The 24,109-nt window shown below is 62.3% G+C and carries 33 protein-coding genes; 10 read left to right on the top strand and 23 right to left on the bottom strand.

The features are described 5' to 3' along the window. Nucleotides 1-40: 40 nt before the first annotated feature. A complete protein-coding gene (locus AEP_RS12375) occupies nt 41-1,045 on the top strand; it encodes an ABC transporter substrate-binding protein (protein WP_087495659.1) in 1,005 nt (334 codons plus the stop codon). 16 nt (nt 1,046-1,061) lie between these two features. After that, a complete protein-coding gene (locus tag AEP_RS12370) occupies nt 1,062-1,688 on the top strand; it encodes a TetR/AcrR family transcriptional regulator (RefSeq protein ID WP_087495658.1) in 627 nt (208 codons plus the stop codon). Here the strand turns inward: AEP_RS12370 and AEP_RS12365 are convergent. Next, nucleotides 1,663-2,601, bottom strand: coding sequence for a LysR family transcriptional regulator (locus AEP_RS12365; protein WP_087495657.1), 939 nt, complete (start codon nt 2,599-2,601; stop codon nt 1,663-1,665). The genes AEP_RS12370 and AEP_RS12365 overlap by 26 nt on opposite strands. 109 nt (nt 2,602-2,710) lie before the next feature. Between AEP_RS12365 and AEP_RS12360 the strand changes: the two genes are divergently transcribed. Both AEP_RS12360 and AEP_RS12355 read left to right on the top strand, forming a co-directional pair. Then, nucleotides 2,711-3,547, top strand: a complete 837-nt coding sequence (locus AEP_RS12360) for a pirin family protein (RefSeq protein ID WP_087495656.1) — start codon at nt 2,711-2,713, stop codon at nt 3,545-3,547. 99 nt (nt 3,548-3,646) lie between these two features. Beyond that, nucleotides 3,647-4,291 carry an NADPH-dependent F420 reductase gene (locus AEP_RS12355; RefSeq protein ID WP_087495655.1) on the top strand — a complete coding sequence of 215 codons (645 nt, stop codon included), beginning with the start codon at nt 3,647-3,649 and terminating at the stop codon, nt 4,289-4,291. 108 nt (nt 4,292-4,399) lie between these two features. Here AEP_RS12355 and AEP_RS12350 read toward each other — a convergent pair whose 3' ends face one another. From AEP_RS12350 to nhaR, 7 genes are all read right to left on the bottom strand, one after another. Then, a complete protein-coding gene (locus tag AEP_RS12350) occupies nt 4,400-5,491 on the bottom strand; it encodes a sulfate/molybdate ABC transporter ATP-binding protein (RefSeq protein WP_087495654.1) in 1,092 nt (363 codons plus the stop codon). Nucleotides 5,492-5,517: 26 nt separating this feature from the next. Next, nucleotides 5,518-6,405: a sulfate ABC transporter permease subunit CysW gene (gene cysW / locus AEP_RS12345; protein ID WP_198301820.1), complete on the bottom strand. Its 888-nt coding sequence runs from the start codon at nt 6,403-6,405 to the stop codon at nt 5,518-5,520. Nucleotides 6,406-6,407: 2 nt separating this feature from the next. After that, nucleotides 6,408-7,265 carry a sulfate ABC transporter permease subunit CysT gene (cysT, locus tag AEP_RS12340; RefSeq protein ID WP_087495652.1) on the bottom strand — a complete coding sequence of 286 codons (858 nt, stop codon included), beginning with the start codon at nt 7,263-7,265 and terminating at the stop codon, nt 6,408-6,410. Next, the gene (locus AEP_RS12335) at nt 7,266-8,267 is read right to left on the bottom strand and encodes a sulfate ABC transporter substrate-binding protein (protein ID WP_087495651.1); all 1,002 of its coding nucleotides are present in this window, start codon (nt 8,265-8,267) and stop codon (nt 7,266-7,268) included. It lies immediately after the preceding gene. A gap of 156 nt (nt 8,268-8,423) precedes the next feature. Then, the gene (locus AEP_RS12330) at nt 8,424-9,308 is read right to left on the bottom strand and encodes a MipA/OmpV family protein (RefSeq protein WP_087495650.1); all 885 of its coding nucleotides are present in this window, start codon (nt 9,306-9,308) and stop codon (nt 8,424-8,426) included. 19 nt (nt 9,309-9,327) lie between these two features. Then, nucleotides 9,328-9,798, bottom strand: coding sequence for a hypothetical protein (locus AEP_RS12325; RefSeq protein WP_087495649.1), 471 nt, complete (start codon nt 9,796-9,798; stop codon nt 9,328-9,330). A 58-nt stretch (nt 9,799-9,856) separates the two neighbouring features. Then, nucleotides 9,857-10,750 (bottom strand): transcriptional activator NhaR, encoded by an 894-nt coding sequence (gene nhaR, locus AEP_RS12320; RefSeq protein WP_087495648.1) that lies wholly within the window; start codon nt 10,748-10,750, stop codon nt 9,857-9,859. A gap of 132 nt (nt 10,751-10,882) precedes the next feature. Between nhaR and AEP_RS12315 the strand changes: the two genes are divergently transcribed. Continuing rightward, nucleotides 10,883-11,413 (top strand): Rrf2 family transcriptional regulator, encoded by a 531-nt coding sequence (locus tag AEP_RS12315; RefSeq protein ID WP_087495647.1) that lies wholly within the window; start codon nt 10,883-10,885, stop codon nt 11,411-11,413. Between the two features lie 117 nt (nt 11,414-11,530). On the opposite strand, the gene AEP_RS12310 is transcribed toward AEP_RS12315, so the two are convergent. The 4 genes from AEP_RS12310 to AEP_RS12295 are packed head-to-tail and all read right to left on the bottom strand — an operon-like array spanning nt 11,531 to nt 13,185. After that, nucleotides 11,531-11,878: a TIGR01244 family sulfur transferase gene (locus AEP_RS12310; RefSeq protein WP_087495646.1), complete on the bottom strand. Its 348-nt coding sequence runs from the start codon at nt 11,876-11,878 to the stop codon at nt 11,531-11,533. Nucleotides 11,879-11,885: 7 nt separating this feature from the next. After that, nucleotides 11,886-12,338 carry a YeeE/YedE family protein gene (locus AEP_RS12305; RefSeq protein WP_087495645.1) on the bottom strand — a complete coding sequence of 151 codons (453 nt, stop codon included), beginning with the start codon at nt 12,336-12,338 and terminating at the stop codon, nt 11,886-11,888. 44 nt (nt 12,339-12,382) lie between these two features. Beyond that, nucleotides 12,383-12,814: a YeeE/YedE family protein gene (locus AEP_RS12300; RefSeq protein WP_087495644.1), complete on the bottom strand. Its 432-nt coding sequence runs from the start codon at nt 12,812-12,814 to the stop codon at nt 12,383-12,385. 29 nt (nt 12,815-12,843) lie between these two features. Further along, complete coding sequence (locus tag AEP_RS12295) at nt 12,844-13,185, bottom strand: ArsR/SmtB family transcription factor (RefSeq protein ID WP_232459820.1); 342 nt, start codon at nt 13,183-13,185, stop codon at nt 12,844-12,846. Between the two features lie 109 nt (nt 13,186-13,294). Between AEP_RS12295 and AEP_RS12290 the strand changes: the two genes are divergently transcribed. Together AEP_RS12290 and AEP_RS12285 are read left to right on the top strand one after the other, a co-directional pair. After that, on the top strand, nt 13,295-14,185 hold the full coding sequence (locus AEP_RS12290) for an MBL fold metallo-hydrolase (RefSeq protein ID WP_087495643.1): 891 nt from the start codon (nt 13,295-13,297) through the stop codon (nt 14,183-14,185). Between the two features lie 3 nt (nt 14,186-14,188). After that, the gene (locus tag AEP_RS12285) at nt 14,189-14,809 is read left to right on the top strand and encodes a DUF599 family protein (RefSeq protein WP_087495642.1); all 621 of its coding nucleotides are present in this window, start codon (nt 14,189-14,191) and stop codon (nt 14,807-14,809) included. Between the two features lie 14 nt (nt 14,810-14,823). Here AEP_RS12285 and AEP_RS12280 read toward each other — a convergent pair whose 3' ends face one another. The 8 genes from AEP_RS12280 to AEP_RS12245 form a co-directional block, all read right to left on the bottom strand. Further along, nucleotides 14,824-15,891, bottom strand: coding sequence for a DMT family transporter (locus AEP_RS12280; RefSeq protein WP_087495641.1), 1,068 nt, complete (start codon nt 15,889-15,891; stop codon nt 14,824-14,826). A gap of 5 nt (nt 15,892-15,896) precedes the next feature. Next, the gene (locus AEP_RS12275) at nt 15,897-16,205 is read right to left on the bottom strand and encodes a copper-binding protein (protein ID WP_087495640.1); all 309 of its coding nucleotides are present in this window, start codon (nt 16,203-16,205) and stop codon (nt 15,897-15,899) included. 12 nt (nt 16,206-16,217) lie between these two features. Then, nucleotides 16,218-16,676: a DUF411 domain-containing protein gene (locus tag AEP_RS12270; protein WP_442873333.1), complete on the bottom strand. Its 459-nt coding sequence runs from the start codon at nt 16,674-16,676 to the stop codon at nt 16,218-16,220. Beyond that, the gene (locus AEP_RS12265; RefSeq protein ID WP_087495639.1) at nt 16,673-17,149 is read right to left on the bottom strand and encodes a cupredoxin domain-containing protein; all 477 of its coding nucleotides are present in this window, start codon (nt 17,147-17,149) and stop codon (nt 16,673-16,675) included. Before AEP_RS12265 ends, AEP_RS12270 begins: the two co-directional genes overlap by 4 nt. A 32-nt stretch (nt 17,150-17,181) precedes the next feature. Beyond that, on the bottom strand, nt 17,182-18,594 hold the full coding sequence (locus tag AEP_RS12260; RefSeq protein WP_087495638.1) for a multicopper oxidase family protein: 1,413 nt from the start codon (nt 18,592-18,594) through the stop codon (nt 17,182-17,184). Between the two features lie 27 nt (nt 18,595-18,621). Further along, nucleotides 18,622-19,800 (bottom strand): TolC family protein, encoded by a 1,179-nt coding sequence (locus AEP_RS12255; protein WP_087495637.1) that lies wholly within the window; start codon nt 19,798-19,800, stop codon nt 18,622-18,624. Next, nucleotides 19,797-20,135, bottom strand: a complete 339-nt coding sequence (locus tag AEP_RS12250; RefSeq protein WP_087495636.1) for a hypothetical protein — start codon at nt 20,133-20,135, stop codon at nt 19,797-19,799. The genes AEP_RS12255 and AEP_RS12250 overlap by 4 nt, the downstream gene beginning before the upstream one ends. A 92-nt stretch (nt 20,136-20,227) precedes the next feature. Then, a complete protein-coding gene (locus AEP_RS12245) occupies nt 20,228-20,608 on the bottom strand; it encodes a hypothetical protein (RefSeq protein WP_087495635.1) in 381 nt (126 codons plus the stop codon). A 96-nt stretch (nt 20,609-20,704) separates the two neighbouring features. Here AEP_RS12245 and AEP_RS20730 point away from each other — a divergent pair, with 96 nt between their 5' ends. Beyond that, entirely contained in the window at nt 20,705-21,016 is a 312-nt protein-coding gene (locus tag AEP_RS20730; protein WP_157673159.1) for a hypothetical protein, read from the top strand. Here the strand turns inward: AEP_RS20730 and AEP_RS12235 are convergent. Together AEP_RS12235 and AEP_RS12230 are read right to left on the bottom strand one after the other, a co-directional pair. After that, the gene (locus tag AEP_RS12235) at nt 21,001-21,258 is read right to left on the bottom strand and encodes a hypothetical protein (protein ID WP_087495633.1); all 258 of its coding nucleotides are present in this window, start codon (nt 21,256-21,258) and stop codon (nt 21,001-21,003) included. The two genes, AEP_RS20730 and AEP_RS12235, sit on opposite strands and share 16 nt — an antisense overlap. 4 nt (nt 21,259-21,262) lie before the next feature. Beyond that, on the bottom strand, nt 21,263-21,481 hold the full coding sequence (locus AEP_RS12230; protein WP_087495632.1) for a hypothetical protein: 219 nt from the start codon (nt 21,479-21,481) through the stop codon (nt 21,263-21,265). 61 nt (nt 21,482-21,542) lie between these two features. Here AEP_RS12230 and AEP_RS12225 point away from each other — a divergent pair, with 61 nt between their 5' ends. Next, complete coding sequence (locus tag AEP_RS12225) at nt 21,543-22,439, top strand: DMT family transporter (protein ID WP_198301819.1); 897 nt, start codon at nt 21,543-21,545, stop codon at nt 22,437-22,439. 63 nt (nt 22,440-22,502) lie between these two features. On the opposite strand, the gene AEP_RS12220 is transcribed toward AEP_RS12225, so the two are convergent. Then, on the bottom strand, nt 22,503-23,042 hold the full coding sequence (locus AEP_RS12220) for an RBBP9/YdeN family alpha/beta hydrolase (protein ID WP_087495631.1): 540 nt from the start codon (nt 23,040-23,042) through the stop codon (nt 22,503-22,505). Nucleotides 23,043-23,176: 134 nt separating this feature from the next. On the opposite strand from AEP_RS12220, the gene AEP_RS12215 reads away from it, so the two are divergent. Next, nucleotides 23,177-24,067 (top strand): DMT family transporter, encoded by an 891-nt coding sequence (locus AEP_RS12215; RefSeq protein WP_087495630.1) that lies wholly within the window; start codon nt 23,177-23,179, stop codon nt 24,065-24,067. The last annotated feature ends 42 nt before the right edge of the window (nt 24,068-24,109 follow it).

Below are 24,109 nucleotides of genomic sequence, written 5' to 3'. Positions count from 1 at the left end.
TGTGTTGCGATTTTTCATTAACCCGTAGAAGGAGCTTTCCATGATTCGTTCTTCCCAATTCACCAAGGGCCTGCTGGCCTTGGGCGTGGCAGCCGCCTGCCTCGGTGCCCAGGCCGCCGACAAGGTGACTGTGCAGCTCAAGTGGGTGCCTCAGGCCCAGTTTGCCGGCTACTACATGGCGGCTGCCAAGGGCTTCTACAAAGACGCCGGCTTGGATGTGACCATCAAACCCGGCGGCCCTGACATCGCCCCCACGCAGGTGATTGCAGGCAAACAAGCCGACATCGTGGTCGATTGGATGCCCTCTGCCTTGGCCGCCCGCGAAGCCGGTGTGCCACTAGTGAACGTGGCCCAGGTGTTCAACCAGTCCGGCTTGATGCTGACCTGCAAAAAGTCCAGCGGCGTAGCCAGCCCCAAAGACTTCAAGGGCAAGACCCTGGGCGTCTGGTACGGTGGCAATGAGTACCCCTTCCTTAACTGGATGGGCAAGCTCGGCCTGAAGACCGACTCCGACATCAAGATCCTGAAGCAAGGTTTCAACGTCGACCCGTTGTTGCAGAACCAGGCCGCCTGTATTTCCACCATGATCTACAACGAATACTGGCAAGTGGTGGACGCAGGGGTCAAGGAAAAAGACTTGGTCACTTTCTTCTATGAAAAAGAGGGCGTTGCTACCCTGGAAGACGGCTTGTATGTGTTGGAAGACAACCTGAAAGACGCAGCCTTCGTTGCCAAGATGGGCAAGTTCCTCAAAGCTACGCTCAAGGGTTGGGACGCTGCTGTCAAAGACCCTGAAGCTGCGGCCAAAGCCGTGGTTGCCGCTGACACCTCCGGTAGCGCCAGCCTGAAGGTGCAAAAGCGCCAGATGGAAAACGTGGCCAAGCTGATCACCAATGCCGGTACCAAGAAAATTGGTTACCTGGAGCCTGCCGCCTACGAGCGCACCGTGAAGGTGTTGCTGGCTGGTGGCAGCGATCCTGTGATCAAGAAAGACCCGGGCAAGGCTGCGTATTCGCACGCCATCTATGACGCTGCCCAAAAGTGATTGAATAATCGGCGACATGACCCACGTTGCCGAAGCTCCCAAGGGCCTCATTCGCAGGGCGAATGAGGCCCTTATTTTGTCTGCCGCCGAGAAAGTGTTTGCGCGTGCCGGTTTCGGAGGCGCCACCATGGCCGCCATCGCCGAGGCCAGCGGACTGCCCAAGGCCAACCTGCACTACTACTTCGGCAGCAAGGAAGTTCTTTACCGCGCCGTACTGGCCCAAATTCTGAGCGACTGGCTGGTGCCCACCCACGGCATCACCGTGGACGCCGACCCGCGCACCGCGTTGGAGCAATACATACGCGCCAAGATGGAGCTCTCTGCACAGCGGCCTGACGGCTCCAAAGTGTGGGCCAACGAACTGCTGCATGGTGCGCCGGTGGTGAAGGAACTGCTGGCGACCGACTTGCGTCAACTCACTCTCGAAAAAGCGGCCGTCGTAAATGCCTGGGCAGACGCCGGGCGAATCGCACCGGTGGACGGCATGCACCTCTTCTTCACCATCTGGGCAGCCACCCAAACCTATGCCGACTTCGACGTGCAGATCTGCGCGGTGATGAATCAGGATGCTCTCTCTGAGAAAGACTACGAGCGTGCCACCGAGCACGCGGTCTCATTCATCTTGCGGGGCTGCGGGCTGTAGTGGTATCTGCAGGAAGCTCCTCCGTGGCTTCCATCTTTTGCACTACGAGCTCAATAAAGCGCGACACCGCCAAGGGCAGATAGCGCCTGCTGGGGTAGACCAGGCTCACGCCATGTCCCAGCCGGTGGTAGGTGGGCAGCACGGGCACCAGCAGGCCGGCACGCAGGTCACGCTTGGTCAAGGTCGACGGCAGCAGTGCAATCCCCAGTCCGGCCAATGCCGCTTTGCGCAACGATTGAGCGGTGTTGCCACCGAAGCGCCCGGTCACCTGAATCTCAGATTCAGTGCCATTCGGTTCGGTGACCCGCCAGGTCGCTTTGCCACTGGGGTGGCTGAATACCAGGCAATCATGCTTCTCCAAGTCTTGCAGTAGCGCCGGTGCACCGCGCTGGGCGATATAGGCCGGGCTCGCCACCAGGCCGTCAGTACCCGCATCCACCACCTTGCGGGCAAAGAGGCCAGAGTCTTCCAGTATGCCGCCTCGAAACGCCACATCAATGCGCTCCGCAATCAGGTCCGCACGCCCGTCGCTCAGCACAAAGTCCAATCGCACTTTGGGGTAGGTGGCCAGGAATTCGGTGAGCCAGTCCATGGAAAAGAAGTCGAAGAAATCAGCCGGCGCTGCCACGCGGACCAGCCCACTGGGCTCCTGATTCACCGCTTGAAGCTCTTGGCTCGCGTCAATCAGGCCGTCTACCGCACCGCCGCAACGTTCCAGAAACACCTCGCCTGCGCTGGTCAGTGCCAGATGACGGGTAGAGCGCTGCATCAGCCGGATGCCCAGCTGTGCCTCCAGCAGTTGAACCCTGCGGCTCAGCGTGTTAGCCGGTATGCCCATGCGGCGTGAGGCTTCCGCAAAGCTGCCATAGCGCACCACTTGCACAAAGGTGGCGATGTCATTCAAGTCGGTCATGGTGCATTACGTCGAATTTTGGATGACTGCAATCATATTGCGCCATCTAGTCAATCAATCAAGGAATTTTTAAGCTACAGACATTCATCTAACCACGCTAGGTTTTCCTATGACAGCACCCGTTTCTGCCCCCCGCGCCATCGTGTACCGCACTCGTGGCACCACGCATGGCCCGATCACCCGGCTTATGAGCCCTAGTGACCTGGGGCAGGTGCTCAAGCCGTTCATCTTCTTGGACTTGGTGAACTTCCAAGCCGGCGGGCTCAACCAGGGTTTTGGCATGCACCCGCACTCGGGCATTGCTACTGTGACCTTTCTGTCGCAAGGCGATGTGCGCTACGAAGACACCACTGGCCAATCCGGCCTGCTGCCGGCTGGTGGCGTGGAGTGGATGCGCGCTGGCAATGGTGTGTGGCACAGCGGTAGCCCGGTGGGCGAAGCGCCTGGCCTGGGTTTTCAGTTGTGGGTAGCGCTGCCGGCTGATCTGGAAAACGCTGCCGCGCAAAGCCAATACCTGGCACCGGAGCTGGTACCCCGTATCGGCCCGGTACGGGTGTTGCTGGGCGACCATTGTCTAGCGCGCAGCCCGGTTGCAGCACCTGCGGGCTTGACCTATTTGTCGGTAAGCCTTGCCAAAGGCGAGCGCTGGACGTACACCCCGCCCGTGGGACACACGGTTGCTTGGGTCGCCGTGGCCGCAGGCAGGCTTGAGGCGGCTGAATCCATCGACGCAGGTGAGCTCGTGGCCTTCGCCGACTCAAGCGCCAGCATTGAGGTGCTCGCCACGGAGGCTACAAGTTTGGTGCTGGGCTCGGCCGTGCCGCACCCGCACGATCTGGTGATGGGCCACTACTCGGTGCACACCAGCCGGGAAGCCTTGGACCAGGGAGAGGCCGAAATCCGCCGCATCCGGCAGCAGCTGCGCGAAGCCGGGCGACTGAGTTAAGCGCGTCAAACACCTTCTTTTTCACACGACCCATCAGCTCCGGGGGGCGATGAGGGTTGGTACACGCAATGCCCCCCGTTACTTTTAAAGGAAAACATCATGAACATCGGCATCATCGGATCAGGCGGCCTCGGCTCCAACGTAGCGCGCGCTTTGGCCAACAAGGGGCTATCGGCCACCATTTCCAATCGACGTGGCCCGGACTCGCTGGCTGCACTCGTGGCTGATTTGGGCCCCAGCATCAAAGCGGGCACCGTGGCAGAAGCGGCTGCCGCTGACATGGTGCTGATCGCCGTGCGCTGGTCGGACTTGGGCGAGGCGCTGGGCAGCTTGCCGGCATGGAACGGCCGCATCGTGATTGACGGCACCAACCCTGTCGAGTTTCTGGACCCCAACTCGCCAGACGCCCAAGACCCGACCAATCCGCTAGCGGCCTACGGCATCAAGGCCATCGACCTCGGCGGCCGCTCATCCAGTGATGTGTTCAGCGAATTCGTACCCGGTGCCCGCGTAGTCAAGGCCCTGAACCACCTGGATGTGAACGTGCTGGCGCAGCCCGAAGTCTCCGGTGGAAAACGCGCCATGTTTTACGCAGGCGACGATGCAGCTGCTAAAGCCGCTGTACGCCAGATGCTGGATGCCATGGGTTACTTCCCCGTAGACCTTGGGGCCCTCGATACCGGCGGGCGCTTGTCAGAACTGCCATTCGGCGCTCTGTCGGCCAGTAACTTCATCAAAGTCTGAGTCATTGCCGGTGCATACCGGAATTGCAATTAAAAAGGCTGCTGGCGCTCATGGAATGAGCGCCAGCAGCTCCTATTTTTATAGCGCTCCCGCGCTTTTCATTTCACCTCAAGCCGTAAAAACCCGTGCCTTGCGTGGTGTCAGCACAACGGTGTCGCCATCCTTCAGCTCGAGCGCCTTGTATTCCTGTGCGCCGATCTGGGCTTCGATGATGTCGCCGCTGCCTGCCGCGCTGCGGTCTTCGGGCAGCAGTTCGAGGCGGGCAATCGGGCCGACCACGATGGCGCGCACCAGCTTGGCGACGATGCCGCCTGCGGGCTGGCCCGCCTTGTAGGGCTGCACATCCAAGTCGTGCGGGCGCACATAGGCAAAGGCTTTGGCATTTTGCGCTTCGCTGTGCTCAGGGCTGGCCAGACGCACGCCGTGGTGGTCTTCACCGATCAGCATTTCGCCTTCGTGGGCACGGCCGTGGAACAGGTTTACATCGCCCAGGAATCCGTAGACGAACGGGCTGGCAGGTTGGTCCCACACCTGCTGCGGTGAGCCGATCTGCTCGACTTTGCCGCTGTTCATCAGCACCACGCGGTCGGCCACTTCCAGGGCTTCTTCCTGGTCGTGGGTCACGAAGATACTGGTCACATGCAAGTCATCGTGCAGGCGGCGCAGCCAGCGGCGCAGTTCCTTGCGGACCTTGGCATCCAGCGCGCCAAATGGCTCGTCCAGCAGCAGCACTTTGGGCTCTACGGCCAATGCGCGGGCCAGCGCAATACGCTGGCGCTGCCCGCCGGAGAGCTGCGCGGGGTAGCGGTCCGACAGCCAGTCCAGCTGCACCAAGCCCAGTAGTTCGTGCACTTTTTGCTTGATGACGGTTTCAGACGGACGCAGCGCGCGGGGCTTCATACGCAGACCGAAGGCCACGTTGTCAAACACTGTCATGTGGCGGAACAGGGCGTAGTGCTGGAACACAAAGCCGACGTTGCGTTCTCGTACGTGCACATCGGTGGTGTCTTCACCACTGAAGAGGATGTTGCCGTGGTCAGCGGTTTCCAGACCGGCAATGATGCGCAGCAGCGTGGTTTTGCCGCAGCCGGAAGGGCCGAGCAGGGCGACAAGTTCGCCGGACTCAATGTCCAGGTTCACGTCCTGCAGCGCCTTGAAGGTGCCGAAGTCTTTGCTGACGTTGCGGATTGCAATGCTCATGATGATTTACTCAAAAAGGCGGGCGCTTATGCCAGCGGTTTTTCAGGGGGCAAGTCCGCAGCGGCCTTTTGGTCGCGCTCGAACTTCCACTCCACAAAGGACTTGATGACCAGGGTGACCAGCGCCAGCAGGGCCAGCAGCGAGGCAATGGCGAAGGCGGCTACTGATTGGTATTCGTTGTACAGAATCTCCACATGCAGCGGCATGGTGTTGGTCTGGCCACGGATGTGCCCCGACACCACCGACACCGCCCCGAACTCACCCATAGCGCGCGCGTTACACAAGATGACGCCATAAATCAGGCCCCACTTGATGTTGGGTAGCGTCACATGCCAGAAGGTTTGCCAGCCGCTGGCGCCCAGCACCTGGGCGGCCTGCTCTTCGTCCGTGCCCTGGGCCTGCATGAGCGGGATCAGCTCGCGGGCGATGAAGGGGAAGGTGACGAAGATGGTGGCGAGCACGATACCTGGCACGGCAAACACGATCTTGATGTCATTCGCCTGCAGCCACGGGCCGAACCAGCCGTGCGCCCCGAACATCAGCACATAGATCAGGCCAGCCACGACGGGAGATACCGAGAAAGGCAGGTCCACCAGGGTGGTCAAAAACGCCTTGCCTTTGAACTCGTACTTGGCAATGCACCATGCAGCAGCAATGCCGAACACCAAGTTCATGGGCACCGCTATGGCGGCGATCAGCAAGGTGAGGCGGATGGCGCTCCAGGCGTCCGGCTCTTTCAAGGCCAGTAGAAACTCTTCACCACCCTTGCGCAAGGCTTCGGTGAACACGGCAGCCAGCGGCAAGACCAGAAACAAGAAAATGAACCCCAGTGCCACGGCGATGAGCGACCATTTCACCCATGCCGGTTCGGTGGTGCCCGCCTTGGCGCGGCGGATAGTGCGTGTGCTACTCATGGTCAGGCTCCCGCACGTTTGCGCTGCCAGGCTTGCAGGCTGTTGATCACCATCAGCATGACAAACGAAGCCAGCAGCATGACGGTGGCCACTGCGGTGGCGCCCGCATAGTCGTATTGCTCCAGCTTGCTGATGATGATGAGCGGAGTAATTTCTGAAATCATGGGCATGTTGCCGGCAATAAAGATGACCGAACCGTACTCACCCACACCACGGGCGAAGGCCATGGCAAAGCCGGTGAGCAGGGCAGGGGCTATGGTCGGGAAGATCACGTGCCGGAAGGTCTGCCAGCGCGTGGCACCCAGGCAGGTGGCGGCTTCTTCAAGTTCTTTTTCCGCATCTTCCAGCACGGGTTGCACAGTGCGTACGACAAAGGGCAGGCCGATAAAGATCAGGGCGATCACCACACCATTGCGGTTAAAGGCCAGTTGGATGCCATGTGGTTCCAGCAAGCTGCCGATCCAGCCGTTGCCGGCCAGTAGCGCGGTCAGCGAAATGCCCGCCACTGCGGTGGGCAAGGCGAAGGGCAGATCCACCAGCGCATCCACAATGCGCTTGCCGGGGAACTGGTAGCGCACCAGCACCCAGGCGACCAGCAGGCCGAAGACCGAATTCACCAGAGCGGCAAAAAACGAAGCCCCGAAGGTCAGTTGGTACGAGGCCACCACGCGCGGGCTGGCCACGGCTGCCCAGAACTGTTCACCCGTGAGCGTGAAGGTTTTGAATATCAGCGCAGACAGCGGCAACAGTACGATCAGCGCCAGATAAAACAGGGTGTAGCCCAGCGTCAGGCGGAAGCCGGGCAACACCCGCTTGGGCGCCCGCTTTTCCGCGGGCGCCTGCAGAACAGCAGCAGTCATTTACTTGACGGTGTAGAGCTTGTCGAACTGGCCGCCGTCGTTGAAGTGCACTTTTTGCGCTTCAGCAAAGGAGCCGAAAAATTCTTCCGCACGGAACAGCGTGATTGGCTTGAAGGTGCTGGCGTACTTCTTCAGGATGGCCGGGTTGCTGGGGCGAATAGCATGCTGGGCTGCAATTTCTTGGCCCTCGTCGGTGTACAGGAAATTCAGGTAAGCGCGGGCTTGCTCTGCAGTGCCTTTCTTGGCCACCGTGCGTTCAACCACCGCCACGGGGTTTTCCGCCACGATGGAAATGCCGGGGTGAATGGCATCGACCTTGCCGGCGCCGAACTCCTTGTCTACGGACACCACTTCGGATTCGAAGGTGATCAGCACATCGCCGATGTTGCGTTGCAGGAAGATCGTGGTTGCGTCACGACCGCCTTTGGCGAGTACCGGCACGTTTTTGTACAGTTTGGATACAAAGTCCAACGCCTGCGCGTCGGTGCCGCCCTTCTTGCGTACCTGGCCCCAAGCGGCCAAGTAGGCCATGCGGCCATTGCCGCCGGTTTTGGGGTTGACCACAACCACCTGCACGCCGGGCTTGACCAGGTCGTCCCAGTCCTTAATGCCCTTGGGGTTGCCATTGCGCACCAGGAACAACATGGTGGAGCTGGTAGGCGCTGCGTTGCTGGGGAATTTCTTGGCCCAGTCCTTGGCCACCACACCGGTACCGGCCAGGAAGTCCACGTCGGTGGTGGTGTTCATGGTGACCACGTCAGCGTCGAGGCCATCGTTCACGGCGCGGGCCTGGGCGCTGGAGCCGGCGTGGCTCTGGTCGATCTTGATGTCTTTGCCGGTGGTTTTCTTGTAGTTGGCAATGAAGGCGGTGTTGATGTCTTTGTAAAACTCGCGCGCCACGTCGTAAGACACATTGAGCAGCGTCGTCTGGGCTGCTACCAAATTGCTAGCTGTCAGCGCAAGTGCGGCGAGCGCCAGGGTCGTTTTTTGTTTGAAATTCATGTCGGCTCCAAATATTGAAATGGCCGCGAAGCTGCGACCGTTGAGTCGGTGAAACCCGATTTTGGGGATGCCGGGTGCAAACCACAACGAATACTTCGTTGTTTGTTTATGCGTTAAATCATCTATAGGTGGCGCGCATGCCACCTAGATTGGTTATTAGCGTGCCCGGGCCTCCGAGCGGCCCAACGTCCAGTTCAAGCCCAAGCCTGCCGAGGTACCGGTGCTGCGCAAGTACAGGGGGCTGCCCGCGTTGGCACTGCCGGCATAGCTTTCCGCCCGCATGAAGCCGAAGACCCGCACATCGGGCCCCAAGCTGCGGGAAGCCATCAGTGTGAGGCGCGACGCTATCAGGCCGGCCTTGGCTTCATAAGCCGGGCGATCGGCGGTGGCCAAGTCGGCCGGCACGCCGTAAAAGTAGCGGTTGAGCCGGTCATCCCCGAAGATCAGGCTGGCGCTGGTAGACAAGCCCCACGCAGTTCCCGGCACCCGGGTGGCCCATGTGAGCTCGGGTTCTACGGCCAGGCCCTGGCTGCGCAGGCCGCCTTGCACCTCAATCACGCTGCGCACCGGCAGCTCAAAGCGCACCAGGCTGTATGCGTTGGGCCGGGCCAGCACAGTCTTCAGCCGGGGGCCGAATTCCACCAGCGTGCCGAGGTCCGGCATACCTTGGCGGGCGGCGATGTCGTTGGAGCTTGCGGGGAGTGAGGCGGCGAATCCGATGTCGAACTCGGTGTCCTCGGTGTGCACCAGCCGCGCACCTACGTTGCCACGCTCGGCCCGGAAGATCTCGCCGCGGTACACCAGTACCGGAAGCACCAGTCCGCGGTTGTTGCGCTCCACGGATGCGGGGTAGGCGGGTGTGGAGACTCCGCCGGCAAACACGCCCATCTCCCACAGCGGCAGGCTTTTTCCCTCGCCTTCAGACTGCGCGTGGGCGCCCAGTGCTGCAGTGCAGGCCAGTAGTGCAATGGCTAAACCACGCAGATCTGGAATGCTGTGCTTGAAGGTTGGCCGGGTGAGGGGGTGAAGTCGGGCTGGCATCGCTAGGTCAAAAAGTGAGTTACGCCAACAACTTGACCGCGGCAATCGCAGCCCAGCCGAGCACAAAGTTGGTGACCACCAGCATGTGAATCTGGCCGGCTGCCTTGGCAGCGACCGGCCACTGGGCGGCGGCCACCGCGCGGCGAAACTTGGCAAAACCTGCAAAGTAGATGTGCCCGAAAATCAAAAACATCAGCCCGCCAAGTGCGGTCATCACGGTCCAGCCCAAGGGCACCACTCCGTGGCCGGTGGCTTCGCGGGCGGCCTTCATGGTGCCGCCGAACATGTAGCCGCCGGTCGCCAGCAGCACCACGATCGCGATAAGTACCGCCACAAAAAAGCGCTGCCATACGGCTGCCATCAGCACCGCACGGGGTTGGGCCTCCATGACCGCCAGTGTGGCAGGGCGCAGGGCGATCAGCATGAAGGTCATACCCCCCATCCAGACGATGGCGGCAATCAGGTGCAGGAGTTTGAGCAGGTCGTACATGCGGTCTTTCAGTGGGGGAATGAGGCCGCATTGTCCACGCGGCTGTGACAGAACAGTATCAGCTGAACAATTGGCCCCGCGCGGTTTTGGTAATCGCCACCACGCAGGGGTGGGTGATGCGCCGCTCCACCGAAACGGCAAAAAACTCCTCCACCAGCTCGTCGCTGCGGCCGATCACCTCCACACCGAACTGCTCCACGATGTCCGCCTCCATCACCGAGGGCGCCATGAATACGCCGCGCCCTTTGCGGCCGAAAGCGGTCATGAGCGCGCCATCGTCAAACTCGCCGATGGTGCGCGGGTGCAGCTGGTGGCGGCTGAGCCAGCCCTCCCACTGCTGGCGCACCGATGCCTGAGCGCCCTGTATGAGTACCGGTGCATCGTTCAGACACTCGGGGAAATCACCTTTGAGGGTCCTGCGCAGCGCCGGTGCGCAAAAGAAGCTCATGGGCGTGCTGCCCAGCTCGTGGTTAAAGGCCTTGACGCTCATGCGCTTGGACATGGGCTCATCCGCAATCACCAGGTCCAGTTGGTTGAGCGCCAGCTTGGCCAGTAAGTCGGGGAACTTGCCCTCGCTGCAAATCATGCGCACCGGTTCGTCCAGCGTCAGTGCGGGCTCCAGCAAGCGGTAGGCGAGGGACTTGGTCACCGAATCGGCCACACCCACTTTGAAGTCCAGCACCCGGTTGGTCCCGCGCGGCAGGCGCACCGCGTTTTCCAGCTCGGCGCCCAGGGTAAAGATCTGGTCGGCATAGCCCAGTGCCAGCCGGCCGTCTTCGGTGAGCTCCAGATTGCGGCCGCTTTTCTGGAAGAGTTTGCGGCCCAGCCAGTCTTCCAGCAGCTTGATCTGGCCCGACAGCGTCTGGGGCGTGGTGTGCAACTGTTCACCCGCGCGCATGATGCCGCCGGCCTTGGCGGTGACCCAAAAGTAGTGGAGGTGCTTGAAGTTCATGGGGACTCCGGCTGATACAAACTGAAATACTACGAAAAAATCGAATTAAAAATTTACAAAATTCGAATTTACGCGAAGCATAACCATGCCTACAGTTCAGGTCTATCAGTCGTTCACTAAAGGAGACCTTGTATGCGACTCAGTACCCGCGGACGTTTTGCCATTACCGCCATGATCGACCTGGCTTTGCGCGAAAGCGGCCAGCCGGTGCCTCTGCAGGACATCGCGCTCCGGCACCGCATTTCGCTGTCTTACCTGGAGCAGGTTTTTGCAAAGCTGCGCCAGAACGGCCTGGTAGAGAGCACCCGCGGCCCCGGCGGCGGTTACTCCCTGGGCTTCCGGGGCGACAGCATCACCGTGGCCGACATCATTGGCGCCATCGAAGAGAAGGAAGAGTCCAGCCGTGAAACCTCCCAGAGCGCGCAGGACATGACCCGCGACCTGTGGGCTGCGCTGCAAAGCACCGTGGTGGCGCACATGCGCACCATCACCCTGCGCAGCCTGGCTGAGGAGCAGCGTGCCAAGGGCTTTGCGGTCAAGGAACGCAAAGTGGCCAAGAAGGGCGTGTTGCAAAAGCTCAAGCCTTTGGCCCCTGTGCGCACCACCGCCCCGAACTCGGTATTCGCCTTGGGTCAAGCGCTGTCGTTCAACGGCGGGCGCTAAGCCAAAAAGACTGCTAGCGCCCAGCGGATGTGCGCTGGCAGCTAGCAAAAACATAGCAAAAGGGCTGCCGGCAATGCCGGCAGCCCTTTTTGTTTGTGCTCTACAGACGGGGAAGGATCAGGCAGCGCTTTGCTGCGCCAGCATGAACAGCTGGGTCGAACGTGCGCCCGAGCGGCAAAAAGCCAGCACCGGTTGTTGGGCAGCGTCCAGTGCCTGCTTCATGGCGACGGCTTGCTCGGGGGTGATGGAGCCGGCCACCACGGGCAGATACACATAGTTCAAACCGGCAGCAACTGCCGCGGCTTGCATGCTGGTGCTGGCGGGTTGCTCGGCGCCGCCTTCCATATCGGGGCGGTTGTTTATCACCGTTTTGAAGCCCATGGCGGCGGCGGCGGCCATGTCAGCCGGCGCCAACTGTGCGGCGACATAAAACTCGGGGGTGACGGAACGTACGGGCAGGCTCATGGCAGTTTTATCCTTTCAGCGCGAGTTTAGCGGGGCGACGTTCCAGCACTTCAAACAGCGCCATGCCGGCCAGCATGGCCAGCACAAACACAACGGCCTTGGGGTTGCCGGTGCCCACAGATACGAGCGCAGGGCCGGGGCAGAAGCCGGCCAGGCCCCAGCCCGCGCCGAAAAGCAGGCTACCGGTCACTAGGCGTTTGTCGATGTCGCGGCTGGTGGGCAGTTGCATGGCACCACCCAGAAAACTGGTTGTACGTTTCTTGGCCAGGGTGAATGCGCCCAGGCTCACCAGAATGGCGCCGCCCATGACGAAGGCCAGCGATGGGTCCCACAAACCGGCCAGGTCCAGAAAGCCCAGAACCTTGGACGGGTCGGTCATGCCGGCCAGGATCAGGCCCAAGCCGAACAGCAAGCCCACACCGAATTCGGCCAGGCGGTGGTGGTGAAAAGCGTTTTTCATAACAGCAGCTCCAGATTCAAAAGTTCAACGTCAATGGGTTCAGCTCAAGCCAACAAGTGGCGAACAACAGATACGACGGCAAAGCCTGCGCCCATGAAGGACAGGGTGGCGACCAAGGAACGTGGCGAGAGTCGGGACAAACCGCACACGCCGTGGCCGCTGGTGCAGCCAGCACCGTATCGGGTGCCTACGCCTACCAGCAAGCCGGCCACGATCAGGGTCAGCCAGCCGGCGTCCACAGTCGCAGGCACCGGGCCGCCTGCCAGCGCATAGACAGCGGGTGCGACGACCAGACCCAACACAAACGCCAAGCGCCAGGCGGCATCTCCGCCGCGTGGCATGAGCAGGCCGCCCACAATGCCGCTGATGCCCAGAATGCGCCCGTTCACCAGAATGAAAAGGCTGGCGGCAAGCCCGAGCAGGATGCCCCCGATCAGCGAAGCCCAGGGGGTGAAATGGTTCCAATCGATTTGCATAGTGTGATTTCCTTCAAAATTGTGAGTGCTTACTCGCCTTGAGGGGCGCCGCAGTACTGGTTGTAGAGAACGCCCATGACGGCCATCGCCTGCGGGCTGTCAATGCCGTAGTAAATGGATTTGCCTTCGCGCCGGGTGGTGACCAGGCCTTCTTCCCGCAACACGCTCAGCTGTTGCGACAGGGTGGGCTGGGCAATGCCCACAAGTTCTTCGAGTTCGCCCACCCGCTTTTCCCCTTGGCTGAGCTGGCACAGCAGCAGCAATCGGTCGGGGTTGGACATCACTTTCATCAGCCGGCAGGCGGCGTCTGCAGAGCGGCGCAGTTGCTCCAGATCCAAAGCAGCGGCGGGGGTTGCGGTGTCAGCCATCATGAGGAGGCTCCTTTCACATTCGATGCCGATAGTTTATTGACAAACAATATATAAGTCAATAAACTATTTACTTCGCAATTGAAATAACGACCTTTACAAGGAGTTCTCGATGACCGCTTCCACTGCTACCCCCCAAGTCAAAGCCTTCTTTGACCCCGCCACCTGGACCGTGAGCTATGTGGTCTTTGACCATGCCGGCGGCCAATGTGCCATCGTCGACTCGGTGCTCGACTATGACCCCAAGGCTGGCCGCACCAGCACCATGTCGGCAGATGCGCTGATGGCATTTGTCAAAGAGCAGGGTTTGAGCGTGCAGTGGATTCTGGAAACCCATGCCCATGCCGACCACCTCTCGGCAGCGCACTACCTGCGCAAGCACCTGGGCGGCCGCATTGCGATAGGGGCCGCGATCACCCACGTGCAAAACGTGTTCAAAGGCATCTTCAACCTGGAGCCCGAATTCCACCCCGATGGCAGCCAGTTCGACTACCTGTTTGCACCTGACGAAACATTTGCCATCGGCGAGCTCCAGGCACAGGCCTTGGCTGTGCCCGGCCACACCCCAGCCTGTATGGCGTTCAAAGTGGATGGCGGCAGCGAACCCGACGCCGTGTTTGTGGGCGACACCTTGTTCATGCCCGACGTGGGCACCGCACGATGCGACTTCCCAGGCGGCAATGCCAATACCCTGTACCGCAGCGTGCGCAGCCTGCTCTCCATGCCCGAAGACACGCGCCTCTACATGTGCCACGACTACCCGCCAGCCGGCCGGGAGGCTGCGTGGGAAAGCACCGTGGGTGAGCAACGTGCGGGCAACATCCATATCCGCGACGGTGTGAGCGAGCAGGACTTCGTGGCCATGCGCACCACCCGCGATGCCGGCCTGGCCATGCCCAACCTGATCCTGCCCTCGGTGCAAATCAACATCCGCGCGGGTGACCTGCCTCCCGCCGACAGCAACGGGGTGTCCTACTTGCGCATTCCGCTCAACGCGCTCTAAGCCATGGCCACCTTGCACCCCGCTTGGTGGGCGTGGGGCGCCACGGCCGCCATCATGGTGGCCTACACGCTCTATCTCGCACTCCTTGCACGTACCGTTGCTTGGCGCACCCACGGCCGGCTGCGGCAGGACTGGCTGGACGCCATGTCCGCGCAGCCCGGCTCAGAAGTATTGGCGGTGCAAACCCTGCGCAACTCCGTCATGACCGCCACCATGACAGCGTCTACCGCGGCACTCGGGCTCATGGGCGCCCTGGGGCTGGCCGCACCGGCATTGCGCACCTTGTCGGAAAGCGGCGGCAACCCCGTGTTGTCGCCCGCATTGGCGGGAGAGATCACGGTCATGCTGTTGTTGGTGTTGACCTTGGTGAGCACCACCTTGTCCATCCGCTACTACCACCACACCGGCTTTGTGTGTGCCATGCCGGTGGGCTCCACCCCCCGCACGCAGTGGATGGACACCGGACGCTGCCACCTGCGCAGCGCCGGCCTGCTCTACAGCGTGGGCTTGCGCAGCCTGGTGTGGGTGACACCTTTTCTGGCGGGCTTGGTGCTACCCCTTGCAGGTGTGGCAGTGGCCGTGCTGGTTGCTGCGGCACTGCTCATGACGGACCGCAGCCCCTAACGCAAAGTCTCCCCCTACGGATGCGCGTGTTGGTGGTGCGCGTCCGGGTAGTGCGGGTGGCTATGGCGCATGGGCGTGTGGTGGTGCGCATGGGTGTGCACCTCGCCGGGGGAGAGCACCAATCCGGGTTGGTCGGGGCGATCGTGCTGGTGGTGCAGATCGTGGCTGTGCGGATGGTTGTGGTCCAAGGCTTCATGCACATGGGGGTGCGCATGGAGCTCGGTCAGGTGCAGCCACAGCCCGAAGCCCATGAGCGCAGCCGCCGCTGCGAGCTGCCAGGTCAGCGGCTCGCCAGTGGCCAAGCCCAGCGCTGCGCCGAAGAAGGGCGCCAGCGAAAAATACGCACCGGTGCGCGCTGTGCCCAGCTCCCGCAGGCCCACCACAAACAGCACCAGGCTTACGCCGTAGGCCAGCAGTCCCACCAGCATGGCGCCGCCCAAGGCGAGCAAGGGTGGCAAGGCGTTACCCAGCGCCAGTGCCAGCAACATGTTCACACTGCCGGCCACCAAGCCTTTGACGCAGGCAATCCAGCTCGCGTCGTGCAGCGACACTTTGCGCGTGAGGTTGTTGTCCAGCGCCCAGGCCAAGCAGGCACCCAGAATGCACAGCGCAGGCCATACACCCGGAAACCCGTGCTGCGAGGGCCAGCTCAGCACCAGCGCACCGGCGGCAATGGCGGCCATGCCGAGTGCAATGCGCCGGTCCACGTTCTCGCGGAAAGCCACCCACGCAAGCACGGCGGTGAACACACCTTCAGCATTGAGCAGCAAAGAGGCGCCTGACGCCGGCATGCCGCTCAAGCCCACCATCAGCAACACCGGGCCCACCACGCCCCCGCTGGCAATCGCACCCAGCAGCCACCGCCACTCGCCGGGAGCGAGCTGCACCGGTGCCGCACCACGGAGCCTGCGGAACAGGCCCAAGCCCAGCCCGGAGCCCAGGTAGAGCAAGCCCGCCAGCATCCAGGGCTGCACATCGCCCATCAGCCATTTGGCCAGTGGCGTGCCGGCCCCGAAGAGCAGAGCCGCCAGCAAGGCGGCGCTGATGCCACGGGGGGTGAGGCGGAGCAGCAGATGCTTCATGGGGTTTATCGGTCGGCTTCGAGGCGGGTGACGATGTACTTGCCGCCCTCCAGAACGGCATCGAAGCGGATTTTGTCACCCGCCTTGGCGTTCTCTAGCCACGCCGCGTCTTTGACGCCAAACACCATGGTCATGGGCGGCATCGCTATGGAGGGTATGTCGCCATGCTTGATGGTAATTTTGGCAGTCGCCTTGTCGATCTTGCGGATCTCGCCCTGGGCCAGCCCGGCGGTTTCTTGGGCAAACACAGACGCTGCGCACACCAGCGCGGCAAGGGTGATTCCGGCCCGGTGTGCCAGTTGAGAGAAAGTCATGGTGCAGTCCTTTCAGCGGTAACTCTGGAACACGGTGCTGCTGCCATTCGCGGCCACCAGCAAAACATCGAACGGGTCTTTGCGGCCCTTGTAGATCGCGCCGTCCATTCCCGGTGAGCCGATGGGCATGCCGGGCACTGACAGGCCCAGGGCCTTCGGCTTTTCGCGCAACAGACGTTGGATGTCTTTGGCCGGCACATGGCCCTCAATGGCATAGCCACCGACCACGCCGGTGTGGCAAGAGCCCAAGGCCTGCGGCATGCCGAGGGCGGCGCGTTTGGCTTCGTTGCCCGTGTCATACACCCGCACGGCAAAGCCGGCTTGCTCCAGGTGTTTCACCCAGTCTTTGCAGCAGCCGCAGTTGGGGTCTTTCCAGACCTCCATGGGGGTTGCCGTTGGCTTGGCAGCCCACACAGGTGCAGCCAGCAGGGCGCCCAGGGACGTCACTAGAGTGCGGCGTGTCGTCATCATTTGGCAGCTCCCACTTGCACAGCGCCTTTCATGCCGGCCTCGTAGTGGCCGGGGTGCAGGCAGGCAAAGTTCACAGTGCCCGCTTTGGTGAACTGCCAGATCACTTCGCCCGTTTTGCCGGGCGCCACGCTGGCGATGTTGGGTTCGTCGTGTTCCATCTCGGGGAACTTCTTCATCATTTCGTAATGCGCTTTCAGGTCCATCTCGGTGCCGAGGTTGAACTCGTGTTTCAGCTGCCCGGAGTTTTTGACGACAAAGCGCACCGTCTCGCCTTTGCGCACCGTCACGGTGGAGGGCGTGAAGCGCATGGCGTCGCTCATATCGATTTGCACCGTGCGGCTCACCTTGGCGGCGACACCGGGCTTGCCAATGGCCTCGGTACCGTGGCCTCCGGCATGGCTTCCAGCGGCAAAAGTGCCGGTAGCGCTCGCCAATAGTGCGCAAGCAGCTATGAATTTAATAGTATTTTTCATGATGTTTATTCGCTGTTTGAAGTGAAAAAGGCTCAGTGGTTCATGGTGCCCATGGGCTTGCGCACCTGGACCTGGGTGTCGTGGTGGGGCGGCTGGGCCAGCGGCATGCTTCCCTTGCCTTCGGCCTGAAAGCGTGCGGGCTCGGGCATTGCGCCGGTCCACTCAAAGGCGCGGGTGCCGGGGGGCTGCTGGTACCAGCCCGGGTCTTTGTAATCCCCCGGCTTCTGGTCTTTGCGCACTTTGAGGATGCTGAACATGCCGCCCATCTCCACCCCGCCATAAGGGCCGCTGCCCGTCATCATGGGGGCGGTGTTGTCGGGCAGGGCCATTTCCATCTCGCCCATGTCGGCCATGCCGCGCTCGCCCATCACCATGTAGTCGGGCATGGCACGCTGCAGCTTGCCTACCAGCCCGCGGTGGTCCACGCCGATCATGTTGGGCACGTTGTGGCCCATAGCGTTCATGGTGTGGTGGCTCTTGTGGCAGTGGAAGGCCCAGTCGCCTTCTTCATCGGCCACAAACTCAAACTGCCGCATCTGCCCCACCGCGATGTCGGTGGTGATTTCGGGCACCCGCGCGGCCAATGGCCAGGGCCCGCCGTCGCTACCGGTCACCATGAATTCGTGGCCGTGCAGGTGGATGGGATGGTTTGTCATGGTGAGGTTGCCCACGCGGATGCGCACCTTGTCCATCTTGCGCACGTTCAGTGTGTCGATGCCGGGGAAGATGCGGCTGTTCCAGCTCCAGAGGTTGAAGTCCAGCATGGTCATGGTCTTGGGCGTCATGCTGCCGGGGTCGATGTCGTAGGCATTGAGCAGAAAGCAAAAGTCGCGGTCTACCTCGCTGATCAGTGGATTTTTAGTTTTGGGGTGCGTCACCCAGAAGCCCATCATGCCCATGGCCATTTGCGTCATCTCGTCGGCATGCGGGTGGTACATAAAGGTGCCGGGGCGGCGGGCCACAAACTCGTACACAAAGGTCTTGCCCACCGGAATGGGCGCCTGGTTCAGGCCCGACACGCCGTCCATGCCGTTGGGCAGGCGCTGGCCGTGCCAGTGCACGCTGGTGTGCTCGGGCAGTTTGTTGGTCACAAACACGCGCACCCGGTCGCCCTCCACCACCTCGATGGTGGGGCCGGGGCTCTGGCCGTTGTAGCCCCACATATTGGCTTTGAAGCCGGGCGCCATTTCGCGCACTACGGGTTCGGCCACCAGATGGAATTCCTTCACGCCCTGGTTCATGCGCCAGGGCAGGGTCCAACCGTTGAGGGTGACCACCGGGTTGTAGGGCCGGCCGGTACCGGGCACCAGGGGCGGCATGGTGGCGGGTGATGTTTGCAGCACCGGTTCGGGCAAGGCGGCCATGGCCACGCGGCTCACCGAGGCGGCGGCTACCGCACCCATAGCGGTGGCGGCTGCACCGTTGAAAAAGTTACGTCGGTTCATACAGATCCTTGAATGGGGGCGGAGCGCTCAATGCGCAGGTTTGGCATCGGCGCCGGCTGCGGCACCGGTGCGCGCGGGGGCGGTGCCTTCGGGCGACACACCGGCCAGCACCGCCTGCACATCGGCAAACGCCAGCCAGTAGTCGCGCAGCGCTTCCGCAGCGGCCAGGCTGCTGAGCGTGCGGGTGCGGCTGTCGGCCATCACCTCAAACACGCTGGTTAGCATGCCGTTGTAGCGCAGGGTCAGCTCGTCGTGGATGAACTGGCGCAGCGGCACCACCTCGGTTTGCAGGTGGTGGGCAATGTCCCACTGGGTGCGCAGGTTGAAGGCCGCTTCGCGCGCCTCGCTGCGCACCAGCACCGCTTGCGCGCGCACTTTGGCCGCGTCGCCCGAGGCGTCCCAGCGCTCGTCCACATTGGACGGCACGTGAGTAGCTTGTTTGCGCTGCCAACTCAGGCGCTCGGCTTGCAAGCTGCTGCGGGCGGCCAGGGCGCGGGCTTCCAGATCGGTGATGTCTGTGGGGCTGGCGGGTAATGTGGGCAGGGCACTAGCCAATGTGAACTGGGTTTGCGCACCCCACAGCCCCAGCACCCGGATGAGCTGCTCGCGCGCGGCAAATGCTGCTTGCTCGCCCCGTGCCAGCGCCACTGCCGCATCTGACAGCGTGGCTTGGCTTTGGGCTTGGGTCAGGCGGCTCACATTGCCGGCGCGCACCATGCGGCGGGTGAGCTCGTCAGCGGTTTCGGCCGTGGTCTTGGCCTCGCGCAGCAGCTGGGCGCTGCGTTCAGCGGCCACCGCGTTCACCCAGGCCTTGTAGGCGCGCAGGGCCAGGCGGGTGGCTTCGTCGCGGGCGCGCAGCCGGGCCGGAAATCCGGTGCTTTGCATGTCGGTGATGCTGCTGCCCTCCGCACCCAGCGCTATCTGCAGCTCAGGGTTGTGGAGCAGGGCGATGCGCATGGCAGCAGGTCCATCCACCGGGGCTTGAAGCAGCTTGGTCAGCTCATAGTCGCCTGCATAGCTCGGGCTGGCGATGCGCAATGGCGCGGCCGACGGGCCCAGCAGGCCGCTCAGCCGGGTCTGCACTTCCACTTGCAGGCTTTGCACACCGCCATCGGGCAGGGCGGCATGGGCAGGGGAGAGCAGCAGTGCGAGAGAAACAGAGAGTGCCAAGGGCACCGCGCGCAAGGGCAAGAAGACGCGCTTCATGGCTGCTCCTTCGGCTTCGCAGCTTGGGCTTTTTCCCACTGCAGCAGGTCGATGTGACCGCGCGGGAACTGGGCCACCGCCTTGTTGGCGGCTTTCCAGTCGGTGCTGCCTTCTTCAACGCTCTTGGGCAGGTCGGCAAACACAGAGCGGTAGGGCAGCGCGGGCACGGGGCTGGCGGCGTCACTGGCCTGCAGGGTGCGCGCTGGCTCGGTGAGCGCTGGTGCGCTGGGCTGGGCGTGCGCGGGGGCGGCCAACCAGAGTGCGAATAAAAGCACCGAAGCGAGCCCCGTGCCAAAGGCGCCGGCGGACCGCAAAAGCGGAAGCGAAAAGTACATGGATGGTTTCCTGATTCAAGGTGTAAACACCCCGCCCCTATGCTGCGCAAGGCAGTGAAGGGCGGACTACAGACCCACTACGGGCCTTGGAATCAGGAAATGGGTGGTTTTTCGGCCAAAGCCGGCAAGGCGCTGGCAAAGTGGTCGGTGCGGGTCGGTACCTGCATCTGCGGGCCGAACACCGGCAAGGCTACGCGCAGTTCGGCAGGCAAGGCTGCTGAAGCGCACATCTGGCAGAGCGAGCAGTTCTCGCACCCGTCGTGCGTGGCGACGGTAGTGGCAGGCTGCCCAGCGTGGTGTGGCGCTTGCGCCATCTCTTCGCAGTGGTGCCCACCTGCATGCGTGTCGCCGGCAGCTGCCGGGGCGCTCACGCTCATCGCCAGGGTGGTGGCCATGCGGGTAGCCATCAGCTCATTGGCCATGCCGCGCAGGGGCGCCAGGGCGATCAGCAGGATGAGGAGGACAACACGCATAAATGGATGATACGCCGCAGCCCCCTGAAGTTCCTTACGTCCGTACTATGGATACCAAATAGACCGGTAGCGCACGTGGCATGTGTGCGAGCAGCTATGAAATTCATAGTAGCCGGAAACGTTGCTCGCGAACTGTTTACGCGTGGACAGTCGGGTTGGACGGCGGTGGCGAAGGCATCAACAATCCGCCCATTCCCGCTTTTTGCGCTCCTGCGCCCCGTTGACATGAACCGCTCTGCCACTTCCCGTCCCCGACCTGTGCACTACTGGCGCTGGCTGGTGATTGCGGCGTGCATCGGCTGGATGGCCGGCAACTCGCACAAGGCGGAAGTGAAGTCACCCAAACAGGGGCGCAGTGCCGCCGGTGCACAGGTCGTGCACGCCAGCACCGGTCAGAACGGCCAGTAAATCCAGGCGGCAATGGTTGCCGCCACCAGCGCCATAAAGGCGGCCAAGCCGCGCTGGATCTTGCGGGTCAGTACGCAGTCGTTGCAGATGCGGCCATGTTTGTCGATGGTGTGGGGCACAGCGCCGCAGCTGTAGCACAGGCCGGCACGCTCCCACTTTTCGCGCCGCTTGGTGCGCCAGGTGAACACCACCACCAGCACCAGCAACACCACGACCAGAAAGTTGAATCCGAGTTTGAGCATGGTTTTAGCGCGCCGCCATCACTTTACGGATGCGCTCAATCGTCTCGGGCATGCGCGCCTTGCGCGACACATCCAGGCCCAGCTCGCGCGCAATATGGTTCACCACCGCCACATTCAGGGGCAAGCCTCCGGCGTCCACCGCGCGCAGCAGCTCACGCGCGCGTTGCTCGGCAGTGCGGGGTTGGGGGCGAAAGAGGGTCGAGAGAGCGGTAAGCCAGTTCATGCATGTCCTGCGGGTTGGCAGGACTGTAGCGCGTCCAGCCTGTGCCGCTACGATCCTTACCATGCCGAACTTCTTTTTTCGCCTGAAGGAGGGCAACCCCCGCAGCATCACTGCCATGTTGCTTGCCGTGATGTTGTTCTCTGTGATGGACACCCTCATCAAGGTGCTGTCTGAGCGCTATCCCCCCATCCAGATCGCTGCCCTACGTGGCGGGCTTTCGCTGCCGTTGATCGTGTTGTGGATTCATTGGCGGGGTGCGTGGCCGGAGGTAATGCGTGCACGCTGGCCCTTGCACCTGCTGCGTGGGGCGCTGGTGATCGCCATGCTGGTGCTGTTTACCGTCGGTGTGCGCGGCTTGCCGCTCACCCATGCCTATACCCTGATGTTCTTTGCGCCGCTGTTGATCACGGTGCTCGCCTGGCCAGTGCTCGGTGAGCAGGCGCCTCGCGCGCACTGGTGGGCTGTAGTGGGGGGACTTGCCGGGGTACTGGTGGCCTTGCGGCCGAGCGCGGAGGGTTTTGTCAGCTGGTCCGGGTTGGCAGTGTTGGGTGCCGCAGTGTGCTACGCCGTGTCTGCGGTGGTGACGCGTCTTTGCAGTCGTACCGACTCCAAAGACAGCCTGGTCTTGTGGGTGATGGTGATTTTGACGTTGGGCGCAGGCGTGCTCGCCGCCCCGCATTGGCTGCCTGTGCAGAGCGCGGACCTTTGGCTATGGCTAGGTTTGGCGATTTCCGGTTTTCTGGGGCAACTTGCGATTACCGAAGCTTTCCGGCATGGGCAGGCCAGCGCAGTGGCCCCCTTTGAATACACCGCTCTTGCATGGAGTCTGGCCATTGATTGGATGGTGTGGCGGCAATGGCCAGATGCATTTACCCTGCTCGGTGGCGCCATCATTGTGGCCAGCGGCTTGCATGTCCTGCGCCACGAGCAGGTGCATGCCACCGCTGAGCACCCCTGATGCGCTGTGAAACCGGTTCGTGACCGGAACCTATGCGTGGAATGGTGCGAACTCAAGCTGGACTCAAACTTCTGCGAGGCTTTCAACCGGAAGCAAGCTCTGCAGCAATGCGCTGCCCAGCGGCCAGGGGCCGAAGCCGGCCTCCACGTTGATGTGGCCGGCGTCGGGCAGGCGCACGAATTCACTCTTCCACGCCCGTGCATAGGCACCTGCAGTGCGCACCGGGCAAAACGGGTCGTTGGTGCTGGCCACCACAATGCTGCGGTAGGGCAGTGGCTGGTAGGGCACGGGGGCAAAGTCCGCAAGAATGCCGCGCCGTTCGGGGTCGGCCGGAGCCACGAGCAGGGCGCCCACAATGCGCTCTACCGCTTCCGGCGGCAAGTGGCTGGTAGCAATGCAGCCCAGGCTGTGCGCAGCAATGACGACCGGACCACCAATCTCCAGAATGTGGCGCGTGATCGACGCGACCCACGCGGTGCGCGTAGGGGTGATCCAGTCGTCCTGATGCACGCGCACTGCGCCCGGCAGTTGTTCGGCCCACAGGGTTTGCCAATGGCCAGGCCCGGAATCACGCCATCCGGGAACAATCAACACAGTAGACATGGACTCACCTTCAAAACGAGCGAGGGGCCATTCTGCGCAAGCGATGTGCGAAACCCAACGAATACTTTGTTGTTTGCTTATGCGGGGCAAGCATGGCCATCAGAGCGTGTAGCGCAGGTCTTTAAGATCGGTGCATGTCTTCGCGCCCCACCTCCTCCGCCTCGCCACTGGCCGCCCTGTATCCGCTCTTGTTTGTGGCCCTGTGGAGCACCGGCTTTATCGGGGCCAAGTTCGGTTTGCCGTATGTGGAGCCACTCACCTTTTTGGCCGTGCGCTACGCCGCGGTGCTGGTGCTGATGGGGCTGGTGGTGTGGCACACGCGGGCACCTTGGCCGTCCACATTGCGCGAGTGTGGGCACATTGCCGTGACCGGCGTGCTGGTGCATGCGGTGTATCTGGGTGGTGTGTTCATCGCCATCGGCCATGGGCTGCCGGCAGGTGTGGCGGCCATTGTCGTGGGGCTGCAGCCCCTGCTCACCGCGTTGGGCGCCGGCTGGTTGTTGCGAGAAAAAGTGCGGGCTACGCAATGGGCCGGCCTGGCGGCAGGCTTTGCGGGCGTGGCGCTGGTGGTGGCGCACAAGGTGGCCGCCGGTGCGGGGTTGACCACCTTGTGGACCTTGTTGTTCCCGGTGGCTGTGGCATTGCTGGCCATCACGGCCGGCACGCTGTATCAGAAGCGCTATTGCCCTTCGTTTGATTTGCGCACGGGCTCGCTCATTCAGTTCATTCCCAGCCTGGTGTTGACGGGCTTGGCGGCAGCTGCCACCGAGACCATGCACATTGAGTGGACCGGCTCCTTCGTGTTTGCGTTGGCCTGGCTGGTGCTGGTGTTGTCCTTGGGCGCGGTCACCCTGCTCAATGTGCTGATCCGCAGTGGCACGGCCGTCAATGTGGCCAGCCTGTTTTACCTGGTGCCGCCCTGCACCGCGCTGGTGGCCTGGGCCCTGTTTGGCGAGACGCTGACCGGCTTGGCACTCGCCGGCATGGGGCTGACTGTGTTCGGGGTCTGGCTGGCGCGCAAATAAAAAAGCCCTTGGCCTTGAGGCCGCGGGCTGTGCGGGCTGGAA

Source organism: Curvibacter sp. AEP1-3 (genome assembly GCF_002163715.1).
Lineage (GTDB): Bacteria > Pseudomonadota > Gammaproteobacteria > Burkholderiales > Burkholderiaceae_C > Allorhodoferax.
This window is presented reverse-complemented; position numbering and strand designations above follow the sequence as displayed.